This is a genomic window from Streptosporangium becharense, assembly GCF_014204985.1.
GTDB lineage: Bacteria > Actinomycetota > Actinomycetes > Streptosporangiales > Streptosporangiaceae > Streptosporangium > Streptosporangium becharense.
In genome coordinates this window covers 2,648,964-2,662,990 of sequence record NZ_JACHMP010000001.1, presented here as the reverse complement: position 1 = coordinate 2,662,990, position 14,027 = coordinate 2,648,964, and the positions used below count along the sequence as shown (strand labels likewise).

13 protein-coding genes are annotated in these 14,027 nt (G+C 72.5%); 3 read left to right on the top strand and 10 right to left on the bottom strand.

The features are described 5' to 3' along the window. Nucleotides 1–110 precede the first annotated feature (110 nt). The 4 genes from F4562_RS11370 to F4562_RS11355 all read right to left on the bottom strand — a co-directional run bounded on the left by F4562_RS11370 (nt 111) and on the right by F4562_RS11355 (nt 3,759). Nucleotides 111–983 carry a 5-dehydro-4-deoxyglucarate dehydratase gene (locus F4562_RS11370; protein ID WP_184538880.1) on the bottom strand — a complete coding sequence of 291 codons (873 nt, stop codon included), beginning with the start codon at nt 981–983 and terminating at the stop codon, nt 111–113. Then, nucleotides 983–1,867, bottom strand: coding sequence for an NAD-dependent epimerase/dehydratase family protein (locus F4562_RS11365; protein ID WP_184538882.1), 885 nt, complete (start codon nt 1,865–1,867; stop codon nt 983–985). The genes F4562_RS11370 and F4562_RS11365 overlap by 1 nt, the downstream gene beginning before the upstream one ends. A gap of 99 nt (nt 1,868–1,966) precedes the next feature. Continuing rightward, nucleotides 1,967–2,848 carry a carbohydrate ABC transporter permease gene (locus F4562_RS11360; protein WP_184538884.1) on the bottom strand — a complete coding sequence of 294 codons (882 nt, stop codon included), beginning with the start codon at nt 2,846–2,848 and terminating at the stop codon, nt 1,967–1,969. After that, complete coding sequence (locus F4562_RS11355; protein ID WP_184538886.1) at nt 2,845–3,759, bottom strand: carbohydrate ABC transporter permease; 915 nt, start codon at nt 3,757–3,759, stop codon at nt 2,845–2,847. The genes F4562_RS11360 and F4562_RS11355 overlap by 4 nt, the downstream gene beginning before the upstream one ends. Nucleotides 3,760–4,000: 241 nt before the next feature. On the opposite strand from F4562_RS11355, the gene F4562_RS11350 reads away from it, so the two are divergent. Both F4562_RS11350 and F4562_RS11345 read left to right on the top strand, forming a co-directional pair. Then, nucleotides 4,001–4,972, top strand: a complete 972-nt coding sequence (locus F4562_RS11350; RefSeq protein WP_184538888.1) for a LacI family DNA-binding transcriptional regulator — start codon at nt 4,001–4,003, stop codon at nt 4,970–4,972. Then, complete coding sequence (locus tag F4562_RS11345; RefSeq protein WP_184538889.1) at nt 4,969–5,961, top strand: aldose epimerase family protein; 993 nt, start codon at nt 4,969–4,971, stop codon at nt 5,959–5,961. The genes F4562_RS11350 and F4562_RS11345 overlap by 4 nt, the downstream gene beginning before the upstream one ends. Here F4562_RS11345 and F4562_RS11340 read toward each other — a convergent pair. Then, on the bottom strand, nt 5,937–6,923 hold the full coding sequence (locus F4562_RS11340; RefSeq protein ID WP_184538891.1) for a hypothetical protein: 987 nt from the start codon (nt 6,921–6,923) through the stop codon (nt 5,937–5,939). The two genes, F4562_RS11345 and F4562_RS11340, sit on opposite strands and share 25 nt — an antisense overlap. A 211-nt stretch (nt 6,924–7,134) precedes the next feature. On the opposite strand from F4562_RS11340, the gene F4562_RS11335 reads away from it, so the two are divergent. Further along, complete coding sequence (locus F4562_RS11335) at nt 7,135–8,421, top strand: flavin monoamine oxidase family protein (protein ID WP_184538893.1); 1,287 nt, start codon at nt 7,135–7,137, stop codon at nt 8,419–8,421. 47 nt (nt 8,422–8,468) lie between these two features. On the opposite strand, the gene F4562_RS11330 is transcribed toward F4562_RS11335, so the two are convergent. From F4562_RS11330 to F4562_RS11310, 5 genes are all read right to left on the bottom strand, one after another. Next, nucleotides 8,469–9,647, bottom strand: a complete 1,179-nt coding sequence (locus F4562_RS11330) for a cytochrome P450 (protein ID WP_184538895.1) — start codon at nt 9,645–9,647, stop codon at nt 8,469–8,471. A gap of 5 nt (nt 9,648–9,652) precedes the next feature. Then, nucleotides 9,653–10,417 carry an SDR family NAD(P)-dependent oxidoreductase gene (locus F4562_RS11325; protein WP_184538896.1) on the bottom strand — a complete coding sequence of 255 codons (765 nt, stop codon included), beginning with the start codon at nt 10,415–10,417 and terminating at the stop codon, nt 9,653–9,655. Further along, nucleotides 10,417–11,853 (bottom strand): JmjC domain-containing protein, encoded by a 1,437-nt coding sequence (locus tag F4562_RS11320; RefSeq protein WP_184538897.1) that lies wholly within the window; start codon nt 11,851–11,853, stop codon nt 10,417–10,419. The genes F4562_RS11325 and F4562_RS11320 overlap by 1 nt, the downstream gene beginning before the upstream one ends. After that, complete coding sequence (locus F4562_RS11315) at nt 11,850–12,644, bottom strand: SagB/ThcOx family dehydrogenase (protein ID WP_184538898.1); 795 nt, start codon at nt 12,642–12,644, stop codon at nt 11,850–11,852. The genes F4562_RS11320 and F4562_RS11315 overlap by 4 nt, the downstream gene beginning before the upstream one ends. Before the next feature lie 94 nt (nt 12,645–12,738). Further along, on the bottom strand, nt 12,739–14,007 hold the full coding sequence (locus F4562_RS11310) for a SagD/YcaO family ATP-dependent cyclodehydratase (RefSeq protein ID WP_184538899.1): 1,269 nt from the start codon (nt 14,005–14,007) through the stop codon (nt 12,739–12,741). Nucleotides 14,008–14,027: the final 20 nt, after the last annotated feature.

The following is a 14,027-nucleotide window of genomic DNA, read 5'->3' as shown; positions in this document are numbered from 1 at the left end:
GTCCGCTGCTCACCGCCCGTCCACCGCCCGTCCACCGTTCATCGGCCATGTGCCACTCACCGGCCGTCCGCCGTTCTCCGGTCGCGCGCCGTTGCCCGCCCGTCCGCCGTTCACCGCTCTACCAGCGCCAGCCCGGCTTTGATCAGGCGGGCGAGTTCCTCCTCGTGCTCCGGGGAGGGGTCCACCAGCGGCGGGCGGACCCCGCCGACATCGAGGCCGCGCTGCCGCACCCCGGCCTTGACCAGGGAGACCGCGTAACCGGGCACCTTGCCGCGGAGCCGGACCAGCGGGGCGTAGAACTCCTCGATCAGGCGTTCGTCGCCGTTCAGGTAGGCGGTGGCGATCTCAGGGGCGAAGCAGAAGACCGCGCTGGAGTACAGCTCCACACCGATGCCCCGGTAGGCGGGCATGGTCAGCTCGGCCGTCGGCAGGCCGTTGAAGAACAGGAAGTCCGGCCGCTCCGCGCGCACCGCCAGCACCGTGCGCTGCATGAGGTCGATGTCGCCGATCCCGTCCTTGATCCCCACCACCCCGGGCAGGTGGGCCAGCTCGACCGCCTGCTCCGGGTCGAGCACGACCGAGCCGCGCTGGTAGACGATCACGGGCAGCACCTCGGCGACCGCCGCCACGTAGGCCGTGTACCCCTCCCGCGGTCCGGCGGCCAGGTAGGGCGGCATCAGCAACAACCCGTCGGCGCCGGCCTCCCTGGCCGTGCGGGCCTGCGCCAGCGCGGTGCCGATGGGCCCGCCCGCCCCCGCGAGCACGGGCACCCGGCCGTTCACCGTCTCGGCCGCGACCCACACCGCCTCGGCGTGCTCGGCCTGCGACAACGCGGAGAACTCACCGGTGCCGCAGGCCACGAAGACCCCGCCGGGACCGTGTTCCAGCCCGCGCCGCAGGTGTTCGGCCAGCGTGTCCGCGGCCAGTGTCCCGTCGGCGCGGAACGGGGTGACCGGAAAGAACAGCACTCCACTCAGGTCCATCACACGGCTCCAATCTCTGTGCGCCAGCTCCTCTTCGCCTGCCAGCCGAGCAGTCGTCCCGCTTTGGCGGAGGAGAAGGCCGGCGCCGTACCGGTCAGTCCGGCGGCGTGATCCGCGGTGGCGGGGTTGGTACGGGGGAGGAGCTCGGCCAGCGGCTCACGGGCCAGGGCGTCGGCGGCCCCCGCGAAGAACACCTCACCGTTGGGAAGTTCGGGCAACCTGTTCAGCAGGGTCAGCACCAGGTCGGCGGCGTCGCGGGCGTCGATGTAGTTGAACAGCGACACCGAGGCGAGCTCGGGCCGGTCCAGCCGCTCCAGGATCGTGTGCCCCGACTGGGTGGGGGCTCCCGCCCACTCCTCGGGCGGGACGACGAAACAGGGCCGCACGGCCGCGAACCTCGTCCTGGAACTGCGCGCGAACGTGGCCATCACCTGCTCGCAGACCAGCTTGGACAGGCTGTAGGCGTTCCACGGGGCGGCCGGGTGCTCCTCGTCGATGGGCAGGTAGGAGGGGGCCCAGCCCTCCGTGCCGTACCCGATGACCGTGGGGCTGCTGGCCACCACGACCCGTTCCGTCCCGACCCGGCTGGCCGCCTCGCAGACGTTGAAAACCAGCTGGGTGTTGACCCGGTAGGTGAAGGCGTCGGTCCGGCTGAACGGCGTGGCGATCGCGGCCAGGTGCACCACGGCGTCCGGACGGAAGCGCGACATCACCTCGAAGGCCTCGCCCAGGTCGGTCAGGTCGGCGGGCAGCACCTCGGCGGCCTCCGCGGGGGTGCCCGGGGCGGTGTCCACGCCGATCACCTCGTGCCCGGCGTCGGCCAGCGCGGTGACCACGCTGCGGCCCAGCCGTCCGGCGCTCCCGGTGACGAGAGTTCGTGTCATTGCTCGCTCAGCGCTCCTTCTCCATCGCTCGGTCCGTCCCCGGACGCGTCAGACGCCCCTCGCCGATCACCCGGTCCGTCCTCGGACGTACCAGGACCGTCATCCCTTCACGGCTCCCGCCGACAGGCCCTGGACCAGGTACCGCTGGATGACGGCGAAGACGAGCACCACCGGCACCGCGGCCACGACGCCTCCGGCGGCCAGCGCGCCGAAGTCCACGCTGAACTCGCCGAGCGTGTACGACAGGCCGACCGGCACCGTGAACTTCTCCTGCTCGCTGACGAACATCAGCGCGAACAGGAAGTTGTTCCAGCTGTGGATGAAGGCGAACGAGCCGACCGCCACCAGCGCCGGCCGCAGCAGCGGCAGCACCACGGCGAAGAAGCCGCGCAACCTGGTGCAGCCGTCCACCCAGGCGGCCTGCTCCAGCTCCACCGGGACGTTCTTGATGAAGCCGCTGATCAGGATGAGGGAGAGCGGGAGCTGGAAGACCGTCTCGGCGATCACCAGGCTCCACAGCGAGTTGACCAGGCCGAGGGCACGGAAGATCTCGAACAGCGGGATCAGCATCATCGCGCCGGGGATGAACTGGGTGCAGAGCATCCCGATCATGAACAGCCGCTTGCCGCGGAACTCGTAGCGGGCCAGGGCGTAGCCGCCCGCCAGCGCGACCACCGTGGTCATGACCAGTGAGGCGATGCCGACCATCAGGCTGTTCTTGAAGAACAGCGCGAAGCTGAGGTCGTTCCAGACCGTCTCGAAGTTCTCGAACGTGATCGGCCACGGCAGCAGCGACGTCGATCCCCGGGGCCGGAAGGCGAACACCAGCATCCAGTAGAAGGGGACCAGCGTGAACAGCAGGTAGAGCGAGAGCGGGACCCAGATCTGCCAGCGGCTGACCCGGTCTCTCTCCTTGCGGCCCGTCCGCGGCACCTGCGCGGTCGGGGCCAGGCGTGGCCTCTCGGCCGTCTGGAGTGTCATGTGGTGGCTCCGAACTTGCTCAGCCGCAGGTAGGCGATCGAGAAGAAGGTCAGGATCAGGAAGGCGGCGGTGGTGAGCGCCGAGCCGTACCCGAAGTCGTGCGACTGCACGGCCTTGGCCGCCACGTACAGCGGCAGCGTGGTCGTCGCGTGCGCCGGGCCACCACCGGTGAGCGTGTAGAGCAGGTCGACGTTGTTGAACTCCCACACGCAGCGCAGCAGCGTGGACAGGATGATCGCGTCTTTCAGGTGGGGCAGCGTGATGTGGATGAAGCGCCGGCGGCGCGAGGCGCCGTCCACCGAGGCCGCCTCGTAGAGCTCCTTGGAGATGCTCTGCAGGTCGGCCAGGAGCAGGATCGCGAAGAACGGCACCCCGCGCCAGAGCTCGGTGAGCACGGCCGCCCAGAAGACCGTGTCGGGGTTGGCCAGCGGCGCGGCGCCGTACTGCATGAGCCCCAGGTCGGCGAGGTAGCGCGAGACGCCGGTCGTCGGGTTGTACAGCAGCACCCAGATGCCGGTGGTCAGCACCCCCGACACCGCCCACGGGGAGAAGACCATCGCCCGCGCCAGACCGCGGCCGACGAAGGTCTCGTTGACGATCAGCGCCAGTGCCAGGCCGAACAGCAGCTGGAGGAAGACCTCCACACCGACCCACTTCACGCTGAAACCGAGACTCTGCCAGAACAGCGGGTCCTCGAACAGCAACCGGCGGAAGTTGTCCAGCCCGGCGAAACCGTTGTCCCAGGGCTTCGTGACGTTGTAGTGCTGAAGGCTGTAGTAGAGGACGCTGGCCATCGGATAGACGAGAAAGCCCAGCATCGCGATCACCGCGGGGGCGATCAGCAGGTAGGGGGTCCTGGCGGCGCGGCCTGGACGGCGGCGGACCGGGAGATCCGCCGTAGTGATTGCCATAGCCGGCAACTCCTTCCGATTCGGCGTCACGGGCTGCAACCGGTTGCATGAAACATTGCGGACATCCCTGCGCAACGTCAAGGGCTCAATTTGGTAAACGCTATCCGGGCGGAAATTCATCGCTATTCGCGCCTTCTGAGCCTTGCAAGCGGTTCCAGTGTGCTTCGATCGTCAAGGGCTGGCGTTGACAGAGCTGCAACCGTTTGCACTAATGTGCTGGAAGAAGCGATGAAGGAGCAGCGTGGCAGCGACGATCAGAGACGTGGCGCAGGCGTCGGGAGTGCACGTCTCGACGGTCTCCCGCACCTTCTCGGCGCCGCACCTGGTGAACCCCGAGACCCGCAACCGCGTGCTCGCCGTCGCCGAGGACCTCGGCTACCGGCCCAACCGCGCCGCGCGGGCGCTGACCACCGGCCGGACCCACAACATCGGTCTGATCGTCGCCGACATATCCAACCCGTTCTTCCCCCCGCTCATCAAGGCGGCCCAGGCGCAGGCCAGGGCCCGCGACTACCACGTGTTCGTCGCCGACACCGACGAGGACCCGCAGGTCGAGGAGGAGCTGATCCAGACCCTCACCAAGCAGGTCGACGGGGTCCTGCTCTGCAGCCCGCGGCTGTCCAACCGGGCCATCGAGAGGCTCCACGCCGACGTGCCGTTCGTGGTGGTCAACCGCAGGGTCAAGGGCATGCCGACCGTCCTGATGGACGTGGGCCAGGGGGCCCGGCTGGCCATCGACCACCTGACCGGGCTCGGGCACCGCAGGATCGCCCTGGTCTCCGGCCCGAGCGGCTCGTGGACCAGCGGCGAGATGCGCGCCGCCGCGACCGCGGTGGAGGGCGTCGACCTGGTCATCATCGGCCCCAATGCCCCTACCGAGCAGGGCGGCCTGGCCGTCGCCGCGGAGGTGGTCGCCTCCGGCGCGACCGGTGTCCTCGCCTACAACGACCTGGTGGCCATCGGCCTCATCGAGGGCCTGTACGAGCGGGGCGTGCGCGTGCCCGGCGACGTCAGCGTCGTCGGCGTCGACGACATCGTGCCCGGCCGGCTGAACCGGCCCAAGCTGACCACCGTGGCCATGCCCGCCGTCGCCGCCGGGCGGATGGCCGTGGACCTGCTGCTCCAGTCGGTCTGCGACGGCGCCGCCCCGACCCTGGCCACCCTGGAGACCAGCCTGGTCGTCCGCGAATCCACCGGAGAGGTGCGAAAGTGAGCTTCGGAACCGCCCCGTCGGGCGAGCAGGTCGAGCGGCACGTGCTGACGGACGGGCGGATGCGCGCCGCGATCCTCAGCTACGGGGCCGTCCTCCAGTCGCTGGAGGTCTCCGGCGTCGACGTCGTCCTCGGCTACCCCGCCCTGGACGACTACCTGACCCGCAGCCGCTACTTCGGCGCGGTCGTCGGCCGCTACGGCAACCGCATCGCGGGCGGGCGGTTCACCCTCGACGGCGTCACCCACCGGCTGCCCGTCAACAACGGCCCCAACAGCCTGCACGGCGGCGTGAACGGGTTCGACAAGCGGGTCTGGCGGGTCACCGACGTCTCCGGCTCCGCCGTGACCCTGGAGTACGTCAGCCCCGACGGCGAGGAGGGCTACCCCGGCACGCTCACCGTCCGCCTCACCTACACGCTGACCGGTGACGCGCTCCGCCTCGACTACCGGGCCACCACCGACGCCCCCACCGTGCTGAACCTCACCAACCACTCCTACTTCAACCTCGCCGGGGGCGGCGACGTGCTGGGGCACGTGATCCGCATCGACGCCGACCACTACCTGCCGGTCGACGCCACCCAGATCCCGACCGGGGAGCTGGCCCCGGTCGCCGGAACCCCGTTCGACTTCACCACGCCGCACCCGATCGGCGAGCGGATCGCCGACCCCCGGCTCGGCGCCGGCTACGACCACTGCTACGTCCTGCGCGGCGACATCGAGGTCACCGACCCGGCCGGCGGGCTGACCATGCGGGTCACCACCACCGAGCCGGGCGTGCAGTTCTACACCGGCAACCTCCTGGACGGAGTCGCCACCGCCTTCGGCAAGCACGCCGGCCTGTGCCTGGAGACCCAGCACTTCCCCGACTCGCCCAACCGGGAGCACTTCCCCTCCACGGTGCTGCGGCCCGGTGAGGAGTTCACCTCCACCACCATCTACCGCTTCTCCTCCCTCACCGAGCCGGTTCAGGGCGTGACGGGCCAGAAGTAGAACGTCAGGCGGGGGCGCCGCGGGTCGCCTCCCACCGCGATCAGGCCCAGCCTGACCGCGACCCCGTGGGCGGCCGTCGCCTCGCGCAGCCGCAGCAGCGGACCGAGGTCGTGGTCGAACTCCCGGTGCAGCAGGCCCAGCAGCGCCGAGAGCCCGTCGGGACCGTCCCACCCCCATGCCGAGCAGAAGAAGAACACCTTCTGCCGCGTTCCCGCCGGGCCGTGCGTGACCTGTAAGAAGAGCGACCGGTCGGAAGGACGCGGCCGTGCCGCCGAGACGAAGCGGTCGTGCACCCTCCGGGCGGGCAGCAGGTCGGGGTGCGTCCCGGCGAGGTCGCCGAGATCGCGGCCCGGCGCCGCGGGAAGCCACCGGTAGCTCTTCCAGCTCGTCAGCTCACCGTCCACCAGGTCGTAACCCAGCACCTCCACGCTCGCCGGCAGCCCGCTGCCGTACCGGTGGTCGGCCTCCCGGAGCGTCTCCATCCGCAGCGGGAGCCGGGCGGCGAGCTCGTCCGGATCGAGCCAGCTCGTTCTGAAATAGACCGTTCCGCGGCTGCGTCCCCCGGTCCCGTGGCCGAGACCGAGCATCACCGGCGCCGGCAGGTCGGCCGGCGCGCCGGTCAGGTGCGTCCGGAACAGGTCCGCCAGGCAGGCGTCGTGCTCGACGGTGCGGCAGCCGGTCACGGAGCGGGCCTGCTCCAGGGAGGGCCCCCAGTCGTCCGGCCGGTGCCCGAGCAGGTCGACGACGCAGCGCAGGGACGGCGTCCCCCGCTCGTCGAGTTTCACGGAAACCTCAACCGGCACGGCGGAGTCGGTGAGAATGGAGTGCCGGTGCGGCTCCCCGGTGATCCGCAGCAGCTCCTCCGCCGTGGTGGCCGGGTCGTCGCGGACGCCCAGCCGTACGGCCAGGTCGCCGAACGCGGCGGCCAGCCGCGTCGTCGGGGTGGGGTTCGTGGCGGCCACGGTCGTCTCCTTCGGGCAGGTCGATCAGGTGGTGCGGCGCCCGGCACGGGGCACGGCGAAGCGGAGGCGGGCCGGGGCCGATGTGCCGGGTCGGGCCCGGTACGGAGTGCGGTGCAACGGAGCGGGCCGGGACGATCCCCGGCCGACGGGCGTGCCAGGACGTGGCCGGGGTGCGGGGCCACAGGCCGGACGAAGGGCGGGTGGGGACGCGATGGCGGCCGGAGCGACCGACGTGGTGGTCATCGGAGCCGGCGTCGCCGGGCTCGCCTGCGCGCGGGAGCTCGCGGCACGCGGCCTCGGCGTCGCGGTGCTGGAGGCGCGCGACACCGCCGGCGGCAGGGTGCGCACCCTCCGGGCGAGTCCGGGCGACCTGGTGGAGCTGGGTGCCCAGGTGGTGCACCGGGTGGACTGCGACGCCTTCGACGACCTGCTCGGCCGGGCCGGCATCACCACCGCCCCCATGGAGACGGGCACCGGGCTCGTCGTCGTCTCCGGCGGCGTCCACTGGGACCCCGCCGCCCTCGCCGCGCGGGTATGGCCGCTGCCCTGGGTCGTCGAAGCCGGCCTGTACACCGCCGGCCCCTTTCCAGGCCCCTCTTCGGGCCCCTTTCCGAGCACTGTCGACCGGGCACTGTCCGGTCTCGCCCCGCGGGCACGCGCGCTCGCCCGGTGCTGGATCGAACAGGTGGTGGGGGAGGACCCGGCACTGCTCGACCTGGCGGCCCTGGCCACGACCTACCACGGCCGGGGACGGGGCGGTGAGCGCGTCGTCGCCGCCGGGTTCGACGGCGTGGTCCGGGCCCTCGCCGAAGGGCTCCCGGTCCGTACGGGCTCCCCGGCCGAGCTGGTGCGCTGGAGCCCGGCCGGGGTGGAGGTCGTGACCCCCGCGGGCACGGTCCGCGGGCGCGCCGCCGTCGTGACCGCCGCCCCCTCGGTGGTCACCGGGGGCGGTCTCGTCTTCGAGCCGCCCCTGCCGCCGGGCAGGACCGGTGCCGGGGCCGTCCTCGCCTCGTGTGACGCGGTCGCGGTCGTCCTGGTCACCGCCCGCCCGGCGCCGCGCTCCGGCTGGCTGCTGCTGGCCGACCCGCCCGGCGGCCTGTGGACCGTCCGGGCCGGTTCGCGCCTGGTGACCGGCCACGTCAAGGGCCCCTCGGCGGAAACGGCCCGCCGGCCGGGCTGGGAACGGGACCTGCTGCGGATCCTCCGCCCCCGCCTCGGAGCCGTGGACGACGTGCTCGTCACGGACTGGGGACGCGACCCCTGGGCCCGCGGCGCCTACAGCGTGCCGGTTCGCGGCGCCGACGACGCCTCGGCCGTGTGGGCCGCCCCGCTCGGCGGGGTCGTCTTCTTCGCCGGGGAGGCGTCGGCCCCGCCCGGGCTGCGCGGTCTCGTCCAGGGAGCGCTGGCCAGCGGACGCAGAGCCGCCGAAGAGGTGGCGCTCGTCCTGTCGGGACATGACGGGACGGGGCACGACCGGTGCGGTGGCGGTGACGCCTGACCGTACGGAACGGGTCACGGTGACGGACCGCGGCCGCGGGAGACGGGTCACGACCAGCGCAGCGGCAGTGACGCGTAGCCGCGCGGCACGGTCCCCGGCCGGTGGAACGCGGGCCCGCCCCCGGGCCGCGGTTCGGCCGTGCATTCCCGCACCGCGGTGACCAGCAGCCGGCCGACCATCCGGACGAGGGGAGCGCCGAGGCAGGCGTGCGGGCCCGCTCCGAAGGACAGGTGCGGGTTGACGCGGCGGCGCAGGTCGAGCCGGCCGGGCCTGGTGAACCTCGCCGGGTCGCGGTTGGCCGCGCCGAGGAGCGGCACGACCCCGTCACCGCGGCGGATCGACCGGCCGCCGACGACGAGGTCCTCGGTGGCGGTGCGGGCGGTGAACTGGATCGGCGGGTCGATCCGCAGGAGTTCCTCGGTGGCCGTCCTGGCCGGTGCCGCACCGCTGCCGGCCAGGTCGCGCCACCGCCCCGGGTCGGCCAGCATCGCCGCGACGGCGTTGACGATCATGTCGCCGAGTGGTTCGACGCCGCCGACGACGAGCAGGCCGGCCGTGGCCATGGCCTCCGCCGGGGCGAGGGTCCCGTCGGAGCAGGCCCCGGCCAGCACGGTGAACGCGTCCGGCCGGGGGGCGGTGAGCCTTGAGAACAGGTGGTCGGCGAACCGGTCACACATCGCCGCCATCGCGGCCTCCCCACCCCCGGCGGGGGCGGCGAACGGGTCGAGGTTGCCCGCGACCGCGCCGGCCCAGCCGTCGAAGTCCGGCAGGTCCTCCTCCGGCAGCCCCAGGAGGCCGGCGACCACCCGCAGCGCCAGGGGACGGGCGAACTCGGCCGCGAGATCGACCTCGCGGCCCGCCCGCGCCGCCTCGCGGACCCGGCCCATCCACGCGCCGACCAGCGGGACGAGCCAGCGGCCGTGCTCGCGCAGCGCCCGGGGACGGAACGCCGGCGCCGCGGCCCGCCGGAGCCTCGTGTGATCGGGCGGATCGGTGTTCAGCATCGAGGTGGGCAACGCCGTGTCACGCCGCCGCAGCCGCTGCCCGTGCCGCGCCGAGAGGCGCGGGTCGCAGAGCACCGCCAGGCAGTCGCTGTGCCGGGTAAGGAACCACACCCGGGCGCCCGGCACGAAATGCACCGGATCGTGCTCCCGCAGGGCCTCGTAACCGGGGTAGGGGTCGGCGTGGACCCGCGGATCGCGGGGGTCGTAGGAGAGGCTTCCCATCGGCGTCAGTGCATGGTCAGGCCACCGTCGACCGTGAGCACCTGGCCGCTCATGAACTCCGACTCGGCGGAGCAGAGGAACAGCATGGTGCCCACCAGGTCACGGGGGTGCTGGTGCCGTTTGACCGACTGGTACTGCAGGATCTCCTCGACGGCCTCCCTACCGGCCGGGCTGAGCCGCCGATCGGGCAGGTCGGGCACCACCGCGCCGGGGGCCAGCGCGTTCACCCGGACACCGTGCTCGCCGTACTCGCGGGCCAGCGCCTTGGTCAGCCCGATCACGCCCGACTTGGCGGCGATGTAGTGGGCCATGTTGGCCAGCCCGGACCACACCAGGTTCGTCGCCACGTTGACGATCGCCCCGCGGCCCTGCTTCACCATGACCGGCAGCACCGCCCGGCAGCAGAGGAAGACACTGTCGAGGTTGAGGGTGATCACCCGCCGCCAGGCGTCGTGGTCGATGTCCTCGAACGCCACGTGCGGGTAACTGCCGGCGTTGTTGACCAGTACGTCGATCGCGCCGAACCGGGCCATCACGGTGGCGGCCATGTCGGCGGTCCGCTCGGGTGAGGTGACGTCGACGCAGAGGGGGTACGCGCGTTCCGCGCCGGCCCGGTCGTTGAGCCAGCCGGCGAAGTCGGCCGCGCCCGGCCCGTCGATGTCGCACACGACCACCCGCGCACCCTCCAGGGCGAGCGCGGTGCAGTACCACCGGCCGATGCCGTTGGCCCCGCCCGTGACGATCACGACGTTGTCGTCCAGTCTGCCCATCAGATCTCCTCCCGGTGATCCGGCTGGTAGAACATCAGCCGGTTGCCGTCGATGTCGCACGCCTCCAGGAAGCGCGCGACGCCCGCGACGGCGCGCATCCGGGCAGGCGGGGTGGCCGTGTCCCGGTCGAGCAGGTCGCGGGTGTGTTCCAGGTCGTCCACCTGGAAGTCGAGCACCGCCCCGCCGGTCACCCCGGGGCTGGGGACCTCCGACAAGCCGATGCTCACCCCGGGCACCGGGGAGTCCAGTTCGATCCAGCCGAACTCCGGGATCGCCGCCAGCACCCGGCAGCCGAGCACCCGCCCGTACCACTCCGCGGCCGTCCGGGCGTCCGCCACGGTCAGCACGCACTGGAGCCTGCGGTCGTCGTCCCCGGAGACGGCGGAGGCGGTCTGCGCGGCCATCCGCGTGGCGGCGGTGCCGGCAAGGCCGCCCGGGGAGCCGGAGGCCGCGGTGGCGAGCAGGGCGGCGAGCTCATCGCCGTCCAGCGGGAGCGCCCGCAGCTCGGCGATGAGCTCCTCGCGCCGGTCCAGCAGGAAACGGGCGGCCTCACCGGGATCCCCACCGGAGGCGGGGATCCCGGAGCGCCACGCCTCCCGCTCCCGCAACCGGGATCCGGCGGCGTCGGTGAGGAGCCTCAGCACGTCCGCCGGGGCGAAGGAGATGTTGACGGCCAGGGAGTGGCCCACCGCCTTGGCGCTGTGCCAGGTCCCCGCCGGCAGGCACAGCACGTCACCCGGGCCGAGCAGGATCTCCGCGAACTCCTCCTCGACGATCTCCGGGCGTTCCCACGGCCGCACCGAGCTGGGAGCGCGGCCGATGTAGCGGACGTTCCCCTCGGCGTCGGCGAAGGCGTTGCCGAGGGGGAACGGCACGCCCGGCGTCCGTGACACCCGCCACCGTTTGTGCCCGTCGAGCTGGAGCGTCGTCACCACGTGGGCGTCGAAGTGGGTGTTGAAACCGTAGCCGTGCGGCGACAGGTAACACTTGACGCCGGTGTCACCGTGGTGACCGAGCTCGCTCTTGAGGCGGGCGGCCAGCTCCGCGACGCGGGGTGCGGCCCGCTCGATCGGCTCCACGCAGATCGAGGCGCCGCGTCGCAGGTGGGCGGCCACGTCGGGGGCCTCCACCGCGACGTGTGCCCCGGCCGCTCCGCCGTCGCCCTCGTGGTCGCCGCTGACGCGGATGAGCAGGCCGAGCTCGTGCTGGCGGGCGATCGCCTCGCGCAGGTCCGCCATGGTGAACAGGTCGCGGAAACGGTCCGGTGGCCCCTGGACGTGCAGCGGCCTGCGCTGCCAGTACGCGGTGCGGAAGGCGCCGGGGTCGATCGGATGCACCAGCGAGGCCAGCGCGGAGGCGTCGTCCCGGGCGGGCCCGGGGGCGGTGACGGTCAGCGGCCACGCACCGTTCACCCCAGGTGGCGGGACAGCGGTCACTCCGGCTCCCGGGGGCCCAGCAGGAGGGTGTAGACGACCGACTCGTGCAGCCCGTCCAGACCCATCAGCGCGTCGAGCTCGCGGTCGAAGTAACCGCCGACCGGCACCGCCGCCAGGCCGCGCCCGCACGCGGCGAGCACCGCGTTCTGCACAGCGTGCCCGGCCTCGATGAGCACGAAGCGGTAGCCGCGCTCACCGTACTTGTAGGCGGAGCGCTGGAAGATCGCCGACACCAGCACCACGGCCGGTGCCGCGGCGACCAGGTCCTTCTGCACGAAACAGCCCCCGGCCTCGAACGGGCCCAGGTCGTGCAGCTCGTGCGTGGTGGGGTCGTAGTGGTGGAGCCCGCGGCCCAGCCCGGTGACGTCACGTGCCCAGACGTACAGTTCCAGGGGGTAGAGGGCTCCCCCGGACGGGACGGTACGGAAGGGACGGGGGTAGGTGCCGTCGGCGTTGGACCTCGTCACGCCGTACGCGCAACGCAGGACCTTCGCCACGTCCGCCGTCGCGATCGGCCCGGGGCCGAACCCCCGGGCCGACTCGCGGCCGGTCAGCGCCTCGTCGAGGTCGATCTCCGAGCCCGGCAGGTCGTAGGGGAGGGCGATCCGGGGGCGGTCGCGGTGCGGTTTCGTCTCACGCAGCCGGTTCATCATCGCCACGACCGTGCTGTCGGAAGGGTGCCGGTCGAAGTACAGGTGCGGGGTGGCACGACTCGTCTTGGAGTTCTCGTGGTAGCTCTCCCAGACGGCCTCCTCGCTCTCCTCCAGCAGGAACGCGTCAACCGGATGCATGACGGCTTTCCTCTCCGTGGGTTCTCCCTCGCCGGGGCCCGCGGACCCCGGCGGGTGACCGGGGTTGCGCGCGGGACGTTCCGGGCGTCTCCCGTCAGGGGAACGGGTGGGGGTGGGGGTTGTCGGTGGCGGGTGACCAGCCGGGGACCGCCGCCAGCCGCCGGCCGCCCGTCGCCCGGTTGGAGTGACCCATGTGCAGCGGGTGCAGGCCCGGCACGACCACGCGCACCACCGACAGGCCGAGCTCGGCGACGTCCGGTGTGGTCAGGTCACAGGCGACGACGTCCTCGCCGGTCGCGGCCACCGCCGAGACGAGCGCGGCGAGGGAGAGGTCGCGACCGGCGGAGAGGTCGAGGTCGACCTCGTCGGTGCAGGCCCAGGCGAAACGGGCGTACTCCTTGGACTCCTGCGGACAGTAGTAGCGCAGGTGGGCCCGCTGCCCGTCGACGGCGGGGTGGCCCGCCTCCACCTCGACGGGGACCGGCGGCAGGTAGTCCATCACCTGGACGGAGAACTTGCGGGTGTGCGCCAGTTCCTCCAGGCTCTTGTGGCAGGCCACCTCGGCGTCCGGATGGGAGGCCGCCGCGAACGCGAGCGCGGGGGACGTCGGGGTGAAGCCCTCCGCGATCGTCATGACGGACGGGCACCCGATGTCCGTGCCGATGTCGACCATGTGGACGACCAGCCCCACGGCCTCGAACCGCCGCACCAGGTCGGAGAGCGAGTCGGGCAGGCTGTCGAGGCGGATCCGGGGAAGACTGCGCCGCCCCTGCCACATGAGCGTGAACGCGTCGCGCTCGACGACCTCGCACAGCGCCGACAACGCGGCCTCCTCGGCGGACGCCCCGCAGGCCAGCCCCGTCGAGATCGGCTGGCCGATCGGGGTCTCGCTCCGGTAGTGGTAGGGGACGTAGACGAAGGCCGCGGGGACGAGGACCTCCTCCCCGGTGACCAGGGAGCGGCCGGGAGTCCACGACACCCGGCTGGCGGGCGTGAACGGCCGCCAGGGGAAACCCGGCGCGTCGTACTGCTCCGGCCGGTACAGGGCGTAGGACCCCGGAGGGGTGGCCGGCCGGTCCAGTTCCTCGTACGACGCCGTCACGAGGTCGCCGGGGGAGAAGCAGGCCGAGCAGTACCGCTCGACGGCCTCGCCGATCGCCTTGGCCAGCGCCCGGCGCCGGTCCGTGGCGGCTCCGCCGTTGTTGCCGAAGTTCTTCAGGAAGCCCATCGCCTCCGTCGAGCAAGCCTCGGACAGGTAGTGGACGAAGCGCGGGTCGTCGTCGTCGATCCGGAGCTCGGTGATCTCGCGGACGATCCCCGTGCGGGGGTCCACGAGATCCGCCCACAAGTCGAGCAGGTCCATCGGCCTCTCCTTTCCGTCTC

Excerpts from the sequence above, each read along its gene's own strand:
- F4562_RS11325 (WP_184538896.1), bottom strand. The coding sequence starts at position 10,417 with ATGGGCAGACTGGACGACAACGTCGTGATCGTCACGGGCGGGGCCAAC.
- F4562_RS11365 (WP_184538882.1), bottom strand. The coding sequence starts at position 1,867 with ATGACACGAACTCTCGTCACCGGGAGCGCCGGACGGCTGGGCCGCAGC.
- F4562_RS11335 (WP_184538893.1), top strand. The coding sequence starts at position 7,135 with ATGGCGGCCGGAGCGACCGACGTGGTGGTCATCGGAGCCGGCGTCGCC.
- F4562_RS11355 (WP_184538886.1), bottom strand. The coding sequence starts at position 3,759 with ATGGCAATCACTACGGCGGATCTCCCGGTCCGCCGCCGTCCAGGCCGC.
- F4562_RS11315 (WP_184538898.1), bottom strand. The coding sequence starts at position 12,644 with ATGCATCCGGTTGACGCGTTCCTGCTGGAGGAGAGCGAGGAGGCCGTC.
- F4562_RS11310 (WP_184538899.1), bottom strand. The coding sequence starts at position 14,007 with ATGGACCTGCTCGACTTGTGGGCGGATCTCGTGGACCCCCGCACGGGG.
- F4562_RS11330 (WP_184538895.1), bottom strand. The coding sequence starts at position 9,647 with ATGGGAAGCCTCTCCTACGACCCCCGCGATCCGCGGGTCCACGCCGAC.
- F4562_RS11360 (WP_184538884.1), bottom strand. The coding sequence starts at position 2,848 with ATGACACTCCAGACGGCCGAGAGGCCACGCCTGGCCCCGACCGCGCAG.
- F4562_RS11370 (WP_184538880.1), bottom strand. The coding sequence starts at position 983 with ATGGACCTGAGTGGAGTGCTGTTCTTTCCGGTCACCCCGTTCCGCGCC.